Raw genomic sequence first — 15,536 nt, 5'->3', positions numbered from 1 at the left:
CCAACATGAGCAAGACCAATCCGGGTCGCTTCTTCGAGGATTACCGCGTCGGGCAGGTGATCCGCCATGCCGTGCCGCGCACGGTCACGGCGGGCGAGCGGGCGCTGTATCACGCGCTTTATCCCGCGCGGCATGCACTATATTCCTCGGATGAGTTTGCGGCGGCTTGCGGATTGGGGGCAAGCCCGCTGGACGATCTGATTACGTTTCACATCGTCTTTGGCAAAACGGTGCCTGATATCAGCCTGAATGCGGTGGCGAATCTCGGCTATGCCGAGGGGCGCTTCCTCCGGCCGGTGCGGCCGGGCGACACGTTGCGTTCGGAATCCGAGGTGATCGGGCTCAAGGAGAACTCGAACGGCAAATCTGGTGTGGTCTGGGTCCGCACCCGTGGCCTGAACCAGCATGACGAGGTGGTGCTGGAATATGTGCGCTGGGTCATGGTGCGCAAAGGCGATACCGGGGCCGCAGCGCCAGATGCGGTGGTGCCCGATCTGGCGAAATCCGTCGCGCCTGATGATCTGGTCGTGCCCGAGGGGCTGGATTTCCAGAACTATGATTTCGAGCTTGCGGGTGAGCCGCATCGCTGGGGCGACTATCAGACCGGCGAAATTATCGACCATGTCGATGGTGTCACCATCGAAGAGGCCGAGCATATGCTTGCCACCCGGCTGTGGCAGAACACCGCCAAGGTGCATTTCGACGCCACTTTCCGCGATGACGGGCGGCGGCTGATCTATGGCGGCCATGTCATCAGCATGGCGCGCGCGCTCAGCTTCAACGGGCTGGCCAATGCTCAGATGATCGTGGCGCTGAACGGCGGAGCCCATGCCAACCCCTGTTTCGCGGGGGACACGATCCGCGCCTGGTCCGAGGTTCTGGACAAGGCCGATACCCCGGCCCCCGGCGTTGGCGCGATCCGATTGCGGCTTGTCGCGCATAAGAGCGAGGCTGGTGATCACGCTTTGCGCGGCGCGGATGGAAAATACGCGCCTCAGGTGCTTCTGGACCTCGATTACTGGGCGCTGATGCCCAAATGAGCGCCTTGCAGGCCGGTGCGCGAATCGTTGTCGGACCGGCCTGAGCATGACCAAAATCCTCGGTTATCCGGGGAAATCGAACGAGTCCGTACTGATACCGCAATCATGCCGGCGAATATGACGGGTCTGTGATCACGGCTGGCATGTGCGTGATCACAAAAGCGGAAAATCTGTCCGATATCCGTCTTATGTATGGCATCCACCCGTGACAGATGCGACAAGGCGGCTAAAAGCAAACCCAATTTCGGCCAGCCCTCGCCGCCAGCCGTTGCGTGCGGGGCCTGAACGCAGGAGAGCGCATCATGGCTGACGTCAACCGGGGCAACCGGCCATTGTCACCACATTTGCAGGTCTATCGCCTGCCCCTCGCCGCAATCACCTCGATCATGACCCGCATCACCGGCCATGCGCTGGTCGCGGGGATCGTGCTGATCGTCTGGTGGCTGGTCGCCGCCGTCACCTCGCCCGGCGCCTTTGCCTGCGCAGACTGGGTGGTGCGGTCCTGGCTTGGCTTTATCATCCTGACCGGCTCGATGTGGGCATTGTGGTATCACCTGCTCGCCGGGTTGCGTCACCTGTTCTACGACGCCGGCTACGGTCTTGAGATCGAGCAGGCCAAGAAATCCAGTCAGGCGCTGATCGCCGGCTCGGTCGTGCTGGCCGTGCTGACGCTGATCGTCTTTTTCGCGTTCTGAGGAAAGGGCAGGGATCATGCGTTATCTTACTCCCCGCAAAACCGCCGAGGGTCTTGGCTCGGCGCACGAGGGCACCCAGCACCACTGGGCCATGACGGTTTCGGCCGTGGCGCTGGCCGTGCTGACCCCGCTGTTCATGATCGTGGTGGCCCGCGCCATCGGCCTGTCGCAAGATCAGCTTCTGGCCTATTTCGGCCGGCCCTTCCCTGCCGTCATCACCGCGCTCTTTGTTGTCGTGGGCATGATCCACTTCATCAAAGGCACCCGGATCATGATCGACGACTATTTCCGGGGTGGCGCGCGCAAGGCTGCCATCATCATTTCAATCATTTTCGGCTGGGCGGTCATCGCTGCCGCCGTTTATGCGCTGGCCCGGATGGGTCTGGGCGCGATCGTCGTCGTCTGAGGTTCCGCAATGGCTGCTTACAAATACGAAACGCACGAATATGACGTGGTGGTCGTGGGCGCCGGCGGCGCGGGCCTGCGCGCGACGCTGGGCATGGCTGAACAGGGTCTGCGCACCGCCTGCGTGACCAAGGTCTTTCCGACCCGCTCGCATACGGTCGCCGCGCAGGGCGGCATCGCTGCCAGCCTGTCGAACATGGGTCCCGACCATTGGCAGTGGCACATGTATGACACCGTCAAGGGCTCGGACTGGCTGGGCGACACTGACGCGATGGAGTACCTCGCGCGCGAGGCTCCCAAGGCCGTTTATGAGCTGGAACACTATGGTGTTCCCTTCAGCCGCACCGAAGAGGGCAAGATCTATCAGCGCCCCTTTGGCGGTCACACCACTGAGTTCGGCGAAGGTCCGCCCGTGCAGCGCACCTGTGCCGCGGCCGACCGCACCGGCCACGCCATCCTGCACACGCTTTACGGCCAGTCGCTGAAGGAAAAGGCGGAATTCTTTATCGAATATTTCGCGCTGGACCTGATCATCACCGATGGCGCCTGCACTGGCGTCGTGTGCTGGAAGCTTGATGACGGGACCATTCACGTCTTTAACGCCAAGATGGTCGTGCTGGCGACCGGTGGCTATGGCCGCGCCTATTTCAGCGCCACCTCGGCCCACACCTGCACCGGCGACGGTGGCGGCATGGTGGCCCGCGCGGGTCTGCCGCTGCAGGATATGGAATTCGTGCAGTTCCACCCGACCGGCATCTATGGTTCGGGCTGTCTGATCACCGAGGGTGCGCGCGGTGAGGGCGGCTATCTGACCAACAGCGAGGGTGAGCGGTTCATGGAGCGTTACGCTCCGACCTATAAGGATCTTGCCAGCCGCGACGTGGTTTCGCGCTGCATCACCATCGAGATCCGCGAAGGCCGCGGCGTTGGTCCGCATAAGGATCATATGTATCTGAACCTGATGCACCTGCCGCCGGAAAGCCTGGCCGAGCGTCTGCCGGGCATCAGCGAATCGGCCAAGATCTTTGCCGGTGTCGATGTCACGCGTGAGCCGATCCCGATCTTGCCGACGGTTCACTATAATATGGGTGGCATTCCGACCAACTATTGGGGCGAGGTGCTGAACCCGACCGCCGAAAATCCCGATCAGGTCTTCCCGGGCCTGATGGCGGTGGGTGAGGCAGGCTGCGCCTCGGTTCATGGCGCGAACCGCCTGGGCTCGAACTCGCTCATCGACCTTGTGGTCTTTGGCCGGGCCGCCGCGATCCGCGCGGGTCAGGTGATCGACCGCAAATCGGCCATCCCGACCACGAACAAAGAGGGCGTGGACCGGGCGCTGGACCGTTTCGACCGCATCCGTCACGCCAATGGCACGGTGCCAACCGCCGAGCTGCGGCTTGAGATGCAGCGCACCATGCAGGCCGATGCAGCCGTGTTCCGCACCGACAAGACCCTGGCAGAAGGGGTCGACAAGATGCAGGTGATCGCGGGCAAGCTGAACGACCTGAAGGTCACGGATCGCAGCCTGATCTGGAACAGCGACCTGATGGAAACGCTGGAGCTGACGAACCTTATGCCCAACGCGCTTGCGACCATCGTCGCAGCCGAGGCGCGCAAGGAAAGCCGCGGCGCCCATGCGCATGAGGACTACCCCGAGCGGGATGATGCCAACTGGCGCAAGCACTCGCTTGCCTGGGTCGAAGGCAACGATGTTAAACTGGCCTATCGGCCCGTTCACCTCGAACCTTTGACCAGGCAAGCGGAAGGCGGGATCGACCTGAAAAAGATCGCACCCAAAGCGAGGGTTTACTGATGCGTCTTCCTCTGATCCTGACTGTTGCCGCGTTGGCCCTGTCGGGCTGCGTGGTCCAGAATCCCGGCATGGCGCCGGTGCCGGCTCCGCTGCCTCCGGTTACCACTCCGGCGCCTGATGCGGCGGCCAGCTCTTCTGCGCGCGTCGTCATCAACCGCGAGATGGCCAAGCGCCTGCCGGGTGCCAATGTCGCGCCCTATACCGACTGCGTGATCCAGAACGCCACCAGCGCGGAACTGGCCAGCATCGCCGCCGCCGGAGCGGCCGGGGCAGGGGATTCGGTCGCCGCCATCGTCGGCCGGCCCGCGACGTCGCAATGTATCGCCAGCGCCGCCGCAGCGGCAAAAGGCACTGCGTGATGAGCCGGCGCGGTCTGCGCATGGGTCCTGGTCTTGTCCCGGCACTGCTGGGGCTGGCCGCCTGTGCGACCGCGCCGATTCCTGTCGAACAGGCCGAGCGTGCCTGCCTTAGCGCGGCGCTTGATGCCCGCGCGCCCCGCACCGAAGTTGGCTTCGGCGTTGGTTCGCACGGGGTGCGCGGCGGTTATGTCAAGGTGGGCATGTCCTCGGACTATATCATGGGTCGCGATCCGTCCGAGATCTTTAACCAATGCGTCCTGCGCCGGTCGGGCCAGATGCCCACGCGGCCGCTTTACGATCAGCCGGGTTGGGGGGCGCGCTGATGTGTGCGGGCGATGGTCGCCAGGCGCCGCGCGCCGCGCGCCGGCTGACCGTTCATGTCGGGGTTCAAAAGACCGGCTCGACTGCGTTCCATCATTTCATCAAGCTGAATTCTGCCCGGATCCTGCGCCATCTGGTCGTTGCAAATGAGCTGATCAATATTCAGACGCGCGCGCTGGGGCGGGCTGCAATTGCCTTTAGCCTTAATCCCGATGCCGGGACCGAAGCGGCCCTGCGTCGCACCTTTGCCGGGATTCTGGCCGCTCTGCCCGCGGGTGACCAGCCGGTCCTGCTGACGCATGAGAACCTGGCAGGTGCCATGCCCGGCAATGGGGGCGAGACGCAGCTGTTCCCGATGCTGCCCCGGATCGCGAGGTTGCTGGTCAAAGAGGCGCAGGGCTTTGATCTGAGCTTTGTCTGCTACACCCGCCGGCAGGAACAGTGGCTGGAAAGCGTCTGGGCCCAGGCGATCAGGACCGACGGCTATACCGGGACCTATGCCCAGTTCCTGCAAGAAACAGCGGGCATTGCTGGCTGGAACGATCTGACTGCGCGCCTTGCGGATGCCATCGGCGCGGATCGCCTGCTTTGCCTCGCGGTCGAGGAAGAAGAGCACCGGCTGAAGCCCGGTTGCCGTCTTTTGCGCCACGCTGGCCTGCCGGACGAAGAAATCGCCGCACTTGAGCCGCTGGACCAGCCGGTCATGGCGCGGCTCAACGCCGGGGCGCTGGAATTCATGCGCCAAGTCAATGCGGCGCCGCTTAACCCCCATGCCCGGGCCAAGATCGCAAGGCTCGTCACCCGCTGCCAACCCTTGTTCAACGCTGATTTTCGGCCGCAAGGAAATCTCTCATAGGAGTACCCAATGGTCCAACTTACCCTTCCCAAGAACAGCCGGATGCGGGTCGGAAAGACCTGGCCGAAGCCCGAAGGCGCAACCAATGTCCGCCGCTTCAACATCTATCGCTGGGATCCGGACAGCGGTGAAAACCCACGCATCGACACCTATTTCGTCGATCTGGACAAATGCGGCCCGATGATTCTGGATGCGCTGATCAAGATCAAGAACGAGATTGATCCGACGCTGACCTTCCGCCGCTCGTGCCGCGAGGGGATCTGTGGATCCTGCGCGATGAACATTGACGGCGGCAACCATCTGGCCTGTATCTACGGCATTGATGAGGTCAAGGGCGATGTGAACATCTACCCGCTGCCGCATATGCCGGTGGTCAAGGACCTGGTGCCGGACCTGACGCATTTCTATGCCCAGCACGCCTCGGTCCAGCCCTATCTGATCACCGAGACGCCCAATCCCGACAAGGAATGGCGTCAGTCGATCGAAGACCGCAAAAAGCTTGATGGTCTTTATGAGTGCATCCTCTGCGCCTCGTGCTCGACCTCGTGCCCCAGCTACTGGTGGAACGGCGACCGCTATCTTGGCCCGGCGGCGCTGCTGCATGCCTATCGCTGGATCATCGATTCGCGCGATGAAGCCACGGGCGAGCGGCTGGATGCGCTTGAAGACCCGTTCAAGCTGTATCGTTGTCACACGATCATGAACTGCACCAACACCTGCCCGAAAGGGCTGAACCCGGCCAAGGCGATTGCCTCGATCAAGCATATGATGGTGGATCGGATCGTCTGATTTGCCCTGACATCATGGCTGCCATGACGGCCATGGCGGGTTTACGCCGCGTCGCAGAGCTGGATTTTTCTGCGATGCGGCGTTATCTGTTTGGCAGGGAGGACAAAGCACGATCCGGAGATTCCGAGATGACCTCCTCTGCCGTTACGCAAGAAAACGTCACCCCCCTGACCCCGCGCAAGCCGCAAAAGGTCCAGGATCGCGAGGCGCTGGCCGTTCTGGAGCAGATGTTCGGCTATTTCAGCTTTGCGCCGATGCCGCTGGAAGCTGATCTGCGTCAGGCTGCCTGATCCCGGGACCGTCGGCAGCTTTGGGCGCAGTTCTGGCGATTGCGCCCGCTAGCGCGTTTCTATGCCGCCTTTTTGCCACGAAATTTCTGTTAAGATACGTGGCAAAACAGGGTTGCGATATCGTGGTGTCGCTCCTAGCATCGCCGCATGACCCGCAATATTCCCGAAGATGCCGCCGACCGTCGGGCCGTTCGCCCGGTGATCTGTTATCCCAACGAGACGCTGCCTGACCCGGATCTGCCGGGACTGCAGACGCTGCGGCTGACGGCACGCAAATCGGGCGAATGTCTGGTACCGCCGCGCGAGGCGCGCTGCTTTCACGTCCCTGCCGGCCATTTTTTTCGCATCACCAGCGTCGAAGGGCCGCAGGTCGGCGATCTGAATTTGTGGTCTGCGGCCGACCCGCGTGAGCGTTTTTACTCGGGCAAGACCCGGGCGCTGCATGGCACGCATCTGACGCGCGGGGACCGGATGTGGTCCAGCTTTCCGCATCTGCGCCCCATGGCGACGGTGACCGAGGATACGCTGGAGTGGTATGGCATTGATGAATTCGGCGGCTCGGTCCATGACGTGATCGGTACACGTTGCGATCCCTATACGCACCGGCTGCTTAGCGGGCAGGATTATCACCATTGCTGCCATTCGAATCTGGTCAATGCGCTGATGGCCGATCTGAACCTGTCGCGAGACGAGGCCGAACCGCTGGTGCATGACGTGCTGAACGTTTTCATGTGCACCGGTTTTACCCGCGATACTGGCCAGTATTTCATGAAAGCCAGCCCGGTGCGTCCCGGAGACTATCTTGAATTCTATGCCGAAATCGACCTGATCGGCGGGCTTTCGGCCTGTCCGGGCGGCGATTGCGGCAGCGAGCACTCCAGTGACGCTGCCGCATGCTATCCCCTGCTGGTCGAGATCTTTGCGCCGCTTGGTCCGACGGTACGCGAACAGCCCCGCTCCAGCAGTTACAGCTGGCCTTAAAGGGTGATCGGCTGCATGACCTCAGGCTCGATCACCTGAACGCCGGGCAGGCCCGCTTTCAGCGGCTCGGCATCCTGTGCCAGCAGCGGGAAGGTCCGATAGTGGCAGGGTATCACGGTCCTGAAGTTGAAATACTTCCGCGCTGCCCAGGCTGCGCGCTCCATATCCATGGTGAAATGCCCGCCGGCCGACAGGATGCCGATGTCGGGCTGGTGATATTCGCCCATCCACCCCATGTCGGCCATGATGTCGGTGTCGCCTGAAACATAGATCACATGGCCCTCGCCCGCGATCATATAGCCCGACTCATGTCCGGCATAGACCGGTCCCTCGTTCCCATCGAAGGACGAGGAATGTGCGGCATTGACCATGGTGACGCGGGCTCCGCCCAGATCGACCGTGCCGCCTTTGTTAAAGCCGATACCTTCAATGCCCTGATGGGTCTGCCAGGTGTTGATCAGGTCATAGATGCCGGCGACCGGGATTTTCAGTTCGCGTGCGATGGACAGTGTATCCCCGGTGTGGTCGCCATGACCGTGGGTCAGCAGGACATGGGTTGCGCCGGTAATCGCCTCGTCACGCCTGTCGGCAGGAAACATCGGGTTGCCGGACAGCCAGGGGTCGATCAGGATCACGGCCTTTTCGATCTCCAGCCGGAAACCCGAATGGCCAAGCCAGGTCAGTTTCATGGAAGGGCTCCTTGCTTGTTGCTTGGCCCGCATCCTGCCAAGCCGGGTCGCGGGCGTAAAGTTCCGCCTGCACGGGTGCTTGCCCCGCCCCGGCCGCCCCGGTAAAACCCGGCCCAAGCGAAAGGAGCCCCCATGGCGATCACCGAGGACGAAGCCCGCAAGGTTGCGCATCTGGCGCGGATTGCGGTCAAGGACGCCGACCTGCCCGCGCTGGCGCAGGAGCTGAACGGCATCCTGCATTTCATGGAACAGCTGAATGAAGTCGATGTCGAGGGCGTCGAGCCGATGACCGGGGTCGAGCCGATGCGTCTTAAGCGCCGTCAGGATGTCGTCACCGACGGCGAGATGCAGGACCTGATCCTGAAAAACGCGCCCGATGCGCGTGAGGGCTTCTTTGCCGTGCCGAAGGTGGTGGAATGACCGATCTGAACCGACTGACCATCGCCGGGGCCCGCGACGGGCTGCGCAAGGGCGATTTTACCAGCGCCGAGCTGACCGAAGCCTGCCTTGACGCGATCGAGCAGGCCGGAGCGTTGAACGCTTACTGCCACAAGACGCCCGAAAAGGCGCGCGAGATGGCTGTCGCTGCCGACAGCCGCATTGCTGCGGGCGATGCTCCGGCCATGTGTGGCATCCCGTTGGGGATCAAGGATCTTTTCTGTACCCGCGACGTGCCTTCGCAGGCTGCAAGCCGGATCTTGGAGGGCTTTTTGCCGCCCTATGAATCGACCGTGACCCAGAATCTGTGGGACGCGGGCGCGGTCATGCTGGGTAAACTCAGCATGGACGAATTCGCCATGGGCTCCTCGAACGAGAGCGCCTGCTACGGACCGGTGGTGAACCCTTGGAAAGTCGATGACCGGCAACTGACGCCGGGCGGCTCTTCGGGTGGTTCGGCGGCGGCCGTGGCTGCAGATCTGTGCCTTGCCGCGACGGGCACCGATACCGGCGGCTCGATCCGCCAGCCCGCGGCCTTTACCGGTACAGTAGGGTTGAAACCGACCTATGGCCGGGTCAGCCGCTGGGGCGTCATTGCCTTTGCCAGCTCGCTTGATCAGGCGGGCCCCATGACCAAGACGGTGCGCGACGCGGCAATCATGCTGGGCGCAATGGCCTCGGTCGACCCCAAGGATTCGACCAGCGCCGAGCGTCCGATCCCGGATTATGAGGCTGCATTGACCGGTGACATCCGCGGCCGTCGCATCGGCATTCCGCGCGAATATCGCATGGACGGCATGTCGGATGAGATTGACGCCCTGTGGAACAAGGCGGCCGAGATGCTGCGCGATGCGGGGGCCGAGGTGGTAGATGTCAGCCTGCCGCATACGAAATATGCCCTTCCGGCCTATTACGTCATTGCGCCGGCCGAGGCTTCATCGAACCTCGCCCGGTACGACGGCGTGCGCTATGGCCACCGCGCCCGGCTCGAAGCTGGTGACGGCGTGGTCGAGATGTATGAGCGCAGCCGCGCCGAGGGCTTTGGCCCCGAGGTGCAGCGCCGGGTTATGATCGGCACTTATGTGCTGTCCGCGGGCTTTTACGACGCCTATTACAACCGTGCCCGCAAGGTACGCGCGCTGATCAAGCGCGACTTTGATCAGGTCTTTGCCGATGGTATCGACGCAATCCTGACCCCGGCCACCCCCAGCGCCGCCTTTGGTCTGGGCGAGATGTCGGGCAAGGACCCGGTCGAGATGTATCTCAACGACGTCTTTACAGTGACGGTGAACCTTGCCGGCCTGCCCGGGATTTCGGTTCCGGTGGGGCTTGACCGTCAGGGCCTGCCGCTTGGCATGCAGCTGATCGGCCGCCCCTGGGATGAGGGCAACCTGTTGAACCTTGCGCAAAGCCTCGAATCTGCGGCAGGCTTCACGGCGAAACCCTCGCGCTGGTGGTAACCGGCTACAAACGGGAGAGACCGATGCGGAACCTGGCGACCCTCGCGGTATTTGGCTCTGTGCTTGCGCTGGCCGGCTGCGGTGAAAATACGGGCTGGAACCCGAATTACAGCGCCATGCACAATGGCTCGGCCTATGCCAAATACCTGCAAGAGCGTGAGGTTGCCCTGCATGGCAAGGGTCAGGCGCCGAAGGCGATCCCGATCCAGCTGCCAGCTCAGGCGCCGACCCCGGACGATATTGCGGGCACACCCGTGAAACCGCAGGCTGCCACAGCCCCGAAACAGGCTGCGCCACGCACCCAAGGCACCCCGGTCCGCGTCGGGCAGGGGGTGACGCCGGTGCTGGTGCGCTATGCTCATCAAGAGACGCAGGCTCCGGGCACACGCACCTATCAGCGTAGCGGAAGCTCTGATTCGGCAGCGGCGCGGGTGTGCCGGACCTATGCCAGCGTGGATGCGGCGCAAGCTGCCTTTATCGCGGCAGGCGGACCGGTGATAGATCCACATGGCATGGACCCTGACGGTGACGGCTTTGTCTGCGGCTGGGATCCGCGCCCCTTCCGCCAGTCCAGACTTTGAGCCTATCCCCCAATCACGGCGATCGGCGCGGGGAACAGCCTCAACTGATCGTCATCCACTATACCGGCATGGCCGATGGCCCTTCGGCCCGCGCGCGGCTTTGCGACCCCGAGGCCGAGGTCAGCGCGCATTGGCTGATCCATGAAGACGGCACGACCGAGGCACTGGTCCCCGAGGATCGCCGCGCCTGGCACGCGGGCGCGGGCTCGTGGCTGGGGCGCGAGGATGTCAACTCCCGCAGCATCGGCATCGAGCTTGCTAACCCCGGCGACCGTCCTTTCCCCGAGCCGCAGATGGCAGCGCTGGAGACCTTGCTGGCTGAGATCATGGCGCGCTGGCCCATTAGCCCTCGGGACGTTATCGCACATTCGGATCTGGCCCCGGGACGCAAGATCGACCCGGGCCCGCGCTTTGACTGGCGACGGCTGGCCCTGCAAGGACTCGCAATCTGGCCTGAGGGAGAGGGGGCCGATCTGCCCCTGCCCGATAGCCTGACGCGCATTGGTTACCCAGAATCCCCCGCGCGGCTTGCCGCATTCCGCCTGCGTTTCCGTCCATGGGCAGATGGGCCCGAGGATGAAACTGACCGCAGGCTTGCCGGCTTGCTTGCCTCTGGCCGGCTTCTTTCGTGTTCAAATATCCAAAAACTGTCGAGCTAGCGCCAAGCCTTGCCCGGAAAGCGCTGACTGAACAGCGACTCGATCCGCGCTGCTTCTTCATCCAGCCCATAAGGCGGGTTCACCACCGCCATGCCCGAACCGATCATGCCATGGCCTGGTCGGGCCGGTGGGAAGCTCACTTCCGAGATCAGCGCATCCGCATGGCCGCCCCGCAGTGCCTCGATCATCGGCACATGGCGCTGATCGGTCAGGATCGGATACCACAGCGCAATCACGCCTACGTTCCACTTGCGCACCAGTCGCGAGATATGGCGCGGTATGGCGTCGTAATCGGCCTTGACCTCATAGCTTGGGTCAATGAGCAGCATCCCCCGGCGCGGCATAGGCGGACAGACTGCCTGTGCCATCTGAAACCCGTCCTGTTGGTGCAGGCGTGCAAAACCCGCAACCTCGGCCAGTGCCTCATGCTCGGCGGGGTGCAACTCGGCCAGATGGGCGATGTCGTCCGGGCGCAGGAAGTGTCGTGCGATCAGCGGAGAGCCGGGATAGGCCGTGGCACCATGGCGTGCGCGGACTGCATCCAGGGCCTGGCGCAATGGGTGATCTGCAGGCAGCCAGTCCTCTGCCAACGCGCGGGTGATGCCTGCGGCCGCCTCGCCGGTCTTTTCCGCCTCAGGCGAGGTCAGATCGTAAAGACCACGCCCGGCATGGGTTTCCAGATAGGACAGCGGCTTGGGTTTGACGGTCAGATACGAAAGCATGGCAGCAAGCAACGCGTGCTTGTGCAGATCGGCCAGATTCCCGGCGTGATAGGCGTGCTGATAGGACAACATGTCCCGCGATTAACCCGATGGCCTGAAAATGAAAAGCGGCGGCGCCCAGGGAGGAGGAGGGGGCACCGCCGCGTAACGCTGGCCCAGGGAGGAGGAGGGGCCGCGCATAGGGTGCGGCAATGGCAGGGAGGAGGAGGCCATTACCGCGTGCTGACGATCCCAGGGAGGAGGAGAAGGACCGTCGCAAACTGTGTCCGCCTTGCGGCGGGGATTTTGGCGGCGCCCTCCAGGGAGGAGGAGGGGAGGGCGCCGCGCATAACGGAAAGCCCAGGGAGGAGGAGGGGCTTCTCCGTATCGGTTTGGCGGCGCCTCCGGGAGGAGGAGAGAGGCTGCCGCCGGAACCGCGAGACCCGGGAGGAGGAGAGGTCTCGCCGTATTGGTTGGCGGCGCCCTCAAGGGAGGAGTAAGGGGCCGCCTTAACGTGAAACCCGAGGGAGGAGGAGCGGGCTTCACCTTATCTGAGCGGCGGCATCCTCAGGGAGGAGGAGGGAGGATGCCGCCTGAACCCGGACCCAAGGGAGGAGGAGTGGGTCGGGTATCGAAATTCTTACTTCGCCCCCCATGCGGCTTCGTAAGCCACGCCACGGAGGTTGCTGCGGTTCAGGCCAAGGTCAGCCAGTTCGCGGTCGGACAGTTCGCCCAGCTCGCGCAGGGTCTGACGATAGACGGCACGACGGGCCATGTTTTCACGCAGGCCGGCCACGAATTTCGCGATCGCCCCGTTGCCGCTTGCGGCGTTGCGGTGCATACCGCCATGGATCAGATCGAGAACAGCCATTTCATACACTCTTTCGTCTTGCGGTTGGCGCGGTCACTTAATCTTGTCCCGCGCTGTTGGAATGAACATGGCCCGTTTTCTGCATATGCACAACGCCCACAGGCGAGATGCTGCTATGCAGAAACGACATGGCTGTCTCTGGAACGCCGTCACAATGCGTTAATAAACCGCGAATTTTTCAAATTCTTTACAAACTCATTCGCGTATATCTAGTGACCGGGTCGTATTTTACGTGGGGTCACAATACGTTAGCGGTATCACCATTCGGACCCGGGTTGCCGAGCCATGTCCGAATTGCCATGCTGCGGGTCGATCTAACCGGGGGTAGCGATGACGATATCACGCGAACGTGTGCTTCAGGAACTTGCGGAAATCGCGGTTCCGGGGGGCGGAAACCTGGTTTCTCAGGACCTCGTACGCGCTCTCAGCGTCGAATCGGGCCTGGTGCGATTCGTCATTGAGGCGGGCGATGCAGCGACTGCCCGCGCGCTTGCCCCGGTCGAAGCCGAGGCACAGCGCCGGCTGTCGGCTTTGCCCGGAGTCGAAAAGGTGCAGATCGTCACCACCGCCCCCGCTGCTCCGCGTGGCGCACCGCCGCAGGTTGTGGCCCGTTCGGGCGGCGCCAGCGACCCGCCCAGCCTTAAGATCGGCCGTCACCCCACGCCGCAGGCCGGGCCGGCCCCGGTCGGGGGCGTGGCGCGGATCGTGGCCATCGGCTCGGGAAAAGGGGGCGTCGGGAAATCGACGCTGACCTCGAACCTTGCCGTGGCGCTGGCGCGTCAGGGCCGTCGCGTCGGGCTGCTTGACGCAGATATATATGGTCCTTCGCAGCCGCGGATGCTGGGCCTGACCGGGCAGCGTCCGACCAGCGACGGCCAGATGATTGAACCGCTGCACGCTCATGGCGTCACGGTCATGTCGCTGGGCCTGATGATGAAAGAGGGTGAGGCGGTCGTCTGGCGCGGTCCGATGCTGATGGGCGCGCTGCAGCAGATGCTCAATCAGGTGAAGTGGGGTGAGCTGGACGTGCTGCTGGTCGACCTGCCACCGGGCACGGGCGATGTGCAGCTGTCGCTGTGCCAAAAGGCGCAGGTGACCGGCGCGATCATCGTCTCGACTCCGCAGGATGTGGCGCTGATCGATGCGCGCCGCGCTATCGACATGTTTGACAAGCTCAAGACCCCGGTTCTGGGACTGGTCGAAAACATGTCCACCTATGTCTGCCCCAACTGCGGGCATGAGGCGCATCTGTTCGGCCATGGCGGCGTCGCTGCCGAGGCGCAAATGCTGGGCCTGCCGTTTCTGGGTGAGATACCTCTTAGCCTTGATGTCCGGCTTGCCGGTGATGAAGGTGCGCCCATCGCATCTGGTGACGGGCCGGTGGCTCAATCCTTTGCCCGTCTGGCGGTGCGTCTGATCGCGGACGGTCTGGCCTAGGAACGACACCTCTGGACCCGTTCGGGAAAACACGGGAACGGGTCCGGGAATTTACGGGAATGACGGCACAGCTCCGAATCACTGCGGCGTGATAATCCGTGAATCGCTGCACGAATCGGCGAATCTCACCCCCTGTTCCAGCGATGAAATGGCGATTCCGGCCTTGATCGGGACGATTCCGGGAATTGGTGGGATTTATTTGCCACATCGTCTCTGGACACCACATATTGTGGTTTATCTCTCTCAACATCCGAAACCTTCCCCTGTCATCGCGTTTGCGTGAGCCTGTTCACATACTGTTCGCAGGCGATTGCCCGCCTGCGACCAAATTTCACCCAAACAAATCCATTGCGTCCCATGAAATCCCATGGCATCCCTGACTCACGGAACGGGCACAAAAGGGGCACCAAGACCCCAAAAGGCGACAAGCAGCTTTCATACAGGCAACCCGCTTCCGAACATGCCTCTGCGGCGCGCGAGCAGCACCTCCCCCAGGTGGCGCAAAACGCAGGGCGCGATCCCCGAAACTACGGGGCCCAGAGATGGGAACGAGGGCGGCGGATCGGGCAGTGGCAGCAGCCCGATCCGCCTTTCCTTTTCGGGTGGACCGGAAAGGACGGGACAGTGGAAGGAGTGCGGGCCCTTGGCACGCAGGTTCAGAGGTTCGGAAGAGGTCAAGGTGGACGCGAAAGGCCGCGTTTCCATCCCGGCCAAGTTCCGACGCGTCTTTGAGTCCTGCGATCCCGATTGGGAACCCGGCAAGCGCCCCCAGCTGGTCATCGTCTTTGGCACCCGCGACTGGAAATATCTGCAGCTTTTCACCATGGAGGCCATGGACGAGATTGATCGTGGCATCTCGGCCATGAAACGCGGCAGCGCCGAACGTAACCTTCTGGAAAACATCTATCACGGCCATGCCGAAGAGACTGAGATCGACGGCGATGGCCGCTTGGTCCTGCCCCAGAAGCTGCGCGAGAAAATCGGCCTGACCGACAGCGCCTTCTTTATTTCGGCCGGCGACAGCCTCAAGGTCTGGGCACCCGACAACTACGAAGAGGAAGAGCGCCGGCTGGAAGAGCTGGTGCCGGACTTTGAGCCCGGCGCCGATCCGCTGTCGCTTTTGACCTCGGGTCCGCAGGAGGAGGGGTAGG

General features: G+C 62.9%; 19 protein-coding genes. 16 read left to right on the top strand and 3 right to left on the bottom strand.

Going from position 1 to position 15,536, the window contains the following annotated elements; all coding sequences use genetic code 11:
- Nucleotides 1–5 precede the first annotated feature (5 nt).
- The 10 genes from M511_RS02915 to M511_RS02870 all read left to right on the top strand — a co-directional run bounded on the left by M511_RS02915 (nucleotide 6) and on the right by M511_RS02870 (nucleotide 7,549).
- A complete protein-coding gene (locus M511_RS02915) occupies nucleotides 6–1,040 on the top strand; it encodes a MaoC family dehydratase (RefSeq protein ID WP_085501317.1) in 1,035 nt (344 codons plus the stop codon).
- A gap of 302 nt (nucleotides 1,041–1,342) precedes the next feature.
- Nucleotides 1,343–1,735, top strand: a complete 393-nt coding sequence (gene sdhC / locus M511_RS02910; RefSeq protein WP_010393073.1) for a succinate dehydrogenase, cytochrome b556 subunit — start codon at nucleotides 1,343–1,345, stop codon at nucleotides 1,733–1,735.
- A gap of 16 nt (nucleotides 1,736–1,751) precedes the next feature.
- Nucleotides 1,752–2,141 carry a succinate dehydrogenase, hydrophobic membrane anchor protein gene (gene sdhD, locus M511_RS02905; RefSeq protein ID WP_085501316.1) on the top strand — a complete coding sequence of 130 codons (390 nt, stop codon included), beginning with the start codon at nucleotides 1,752–1,754 and terminating at the stop codon, nucleotides 2,139–2,141.
- A gap of 9 nt (nucleotides 2,142–2,150) precedes the next feature.
- Complete coding sequence (sdhA, locus tag M511_RS02900; RefSeq protein WP_010393071.1) at nucleotides 2,151–3,953, top strand: succinate dehydrogenase flavoprotein subunit; 1,803 nt, start codon at nucleotides 2,151–2,153, stop codon at nucleotides 3,951–3,953.
- The gene (locus tag M511_RS02895) at nucleotides 3,953–4,312 is read left to right on the top strand and encodes a hypothetical protein (protein ID WP_010393070.1); all 360 of its coding nucleotides are present in this window, start codon (nucleotides 3,953–3,955) and stop codon (nucleotides 4,310–4,312) included. Before sdhA ends, M511_RS02895 begins: the two co-directional genes overlap by 1 nt.
- Nucleotides 4,312–4,635, top strand: a complete 324-nt coding sequence (locus M511_RS02890) for a hypothetical protein (protein ID WP_010393069.1) — start codon at nucleotides 4,312–4,314, stop codon at nucleotides 4,633–4,635. The genes M511_RS02895 and M511_RS02890 overlap by 1 nt, the downstream gene beginning before the upstream one ends.
- Entirely contained in the window at nucleotides 4,635–5,489 is an 855-nt protein-coding gene (locus M511_RS02885) for a hypothetical protein (RefSeq protein WP_139824523.1), read from the top strand. The genes M511_RS02890 and M511_RS02885 overlap by 1 nt, the downstream gene beginning before the upstream one ends.
- A gap of 9 nt (nucleotides 5,490–5,498) precedes the next feature.
- Complete coding sequence (locus M511_RS02880) at nucleotides 5,499–6,278, top strand: succinate dehydrogenase iron-sulfur subunit (protein ID WP_010393066.1); 780 nt, start codon at nucleotides 5,499–5,501, stop codon at nucleotides 6,276–6,278.
- Between the two features lie 14 nt (nucleotides 6,279–6,292).
- Nucleotides 6,293–6,568, top strand: coding sequence for a hypothetical protein (locus tag M511_RS02875; protein WP_085501314.1), 276 nt, complete (start codon nucleotides 6,293–6,295; stop codon nucleotides 6,566–6,568).
- Between the two features lie 147 nt (nucleotides 6,569–6,715).
- Nucleotides 6,716–7,549, top strand: coding sequence for an urea carboxylase-associated family protein (locus M511_RS02870; protein ID WP_085501313.1), 834 nt, complete (start codon nucleotides 6,716–6,718; stop codon nucleotides 7,547–7,549).
- Here M511_RS02870 and M511_RS02865 read toward each other — a convergent pair.
- On the bottom strand, nucleotides 7,546–8,238 hold the full coding sequence (locus M511_RS02865; protein WP_010393063.1) for a metal-dependent hydrolase: 693 nt from the start codon (nucleotides 8,236–8,238) through the stop codon (nucleotides 7,546–7,548). The genes M511_RS02870 and M511_RS02865 overlap by 4 nt on opposite strands.
- A 132-nt stretch (nucleotides 8,239–8,370) precedes the next feature.
- On the opposite strand from M511_RS02865, the gene gatC reads away from it, so the two are divergent.
- The 4 genes from gatC to M511_RS02845 are packed head-to-tail and all read left to right on the top strand — an operon-like array spanning nucleotide 8,371 to nucleotide 11,376.
- Nucleotides 8,371–8,658 carry an Asp-tRNA(Asn)/Glu-tRNA(Gln) amidotransferase subunit GatC gene (gene gatC / locus M511_RS02860; RefSeq protein ID WP_010393062.1) on the top strand — a complete coding sequence of 96 codons (288 nt, stop codon included), beginning with the start codon at nucleotides 8,371–8,373 and terminating at the stop codon, nucleotides 8,656–8,658.
- Nucleotides 8,655–10,136 (top strand): Asp-tRNA(Asn)/Glu-tRNA(Gln) amidotransferase subunit GatA, encoded by a 1,482-nt coding sequence (gene gatA, locus M511_RS02855; RefSeq protein WP_085501312.1) that lies wholly within the window; start codon nucleotides 8,655–8,657, stop codon nucleotides 10,134–10,136. The genes gatC and gatA overlap by 4 nt, the downstream gene beginning before the upstream one ends.
- Nucleotides 10,137–10,159: 23 nt before the next feature.
- Complete coding sequence (locus tag M511_RS02850) at nucleotides 10,160–10,717, top strand: hypothetical protein (protein ID WP_085501311.1); 558 nt, start codon at nucleotides 10,160–10,162, stop codon at nucleotides 10,715–10,717.
- The gene (locus tag M511_RS02845) at nucleotides 10,714–11,376 is read left to right on the top strand and encodes an N-acetylmuramoyl-L-alanine amidase (protein WP_085501310.1); all 663 of its coding nucleotides are present in this window, start codon (nucleotides 10,714–10,716) and stop codon (nucleotides 11,374–11,376) included. The genes M511_RS02850 and M511_RS02845 overlap by 4 nt, the downstream gene beginning before the upstream one ends.
- Here M511_RS02845 and M511_RS02840 read toward each other — a convergent pair.
- Together M511_RS02840 and M511_RS02835 are read right to left on the bottom strand one after the other, a co-directional pair.
- A complete protein-coding gene (locus tag M511_RS02840; protein WP_085501309.1) occupies nucleotides 11,373–12,170 on the bottom strand; it encodes a 23S rRNA (adenine(2030)-N(6))-methyltransferase RlmJ in 798 nt (265 codons plus the stop codon). The genes M511_RS02845 and M511_RS02840 overlap by 4 nt on opposite strands.
- Before the next feature lie 547 nt (nucleotides 12,171–12,717).
- On the bottom strand, nucleotides 12,718–12,948 hold the full coding sequence (locus tag M511_RS02835) for a DUF1127 domain-containing protein (RefSeq protein WP_010393053.1): 231 nt from the start codon (nucleotides 12,946–12,948) through the stop codon (nucleotides 12,718–12,720).
- Nucleotides 12,949–13,278: 330 nt separating this feature from the next.
- Here M511_RS02835 and M511_RS02830 point away from each other — a divergent pair, with 330 nt between their 5' ends.
- A complete protein-coding gene (locus tag M511_RS02830; protein ID WP_085501308.1) occupies nucleotides 13,279–14,385 on the top strand; it encodes an Mrp/NBP35 family ATP-binding protein in 1,107 nt (368 codons plus the stop codon).
- Nucleotides 14,386–15,028: 643 nt separating this feature from the next.
- On the top strand, nucleotides 15,029–15,535 hold the full coding sequence (gene mraZ / locus M511_RS02825) for a division/cell wall cluster transcriptional repressor MraZ (protein ID WP_010393051.1): 507 nt from the start codon (nucleotides 15,029–15,031) through the stop codon (nucleotides 15,533–15,535).
- Nucleotide 15,536 lies beyond the last annotated feature (1 nt).

The organism is Paracoccus sp. J56, assembly GCF_019633685.1.
Classification (GTDB): domain Bacteria; phylum Pseudomonadota; class Alphaproteobacteria; order Rhodobacterales; family Rhodobacteraceae; genus Paracoccus; species Paracoccus kondratievae.
This window is presented reverse-complemented; position numbering and strand designations above follow the sequence as displayed.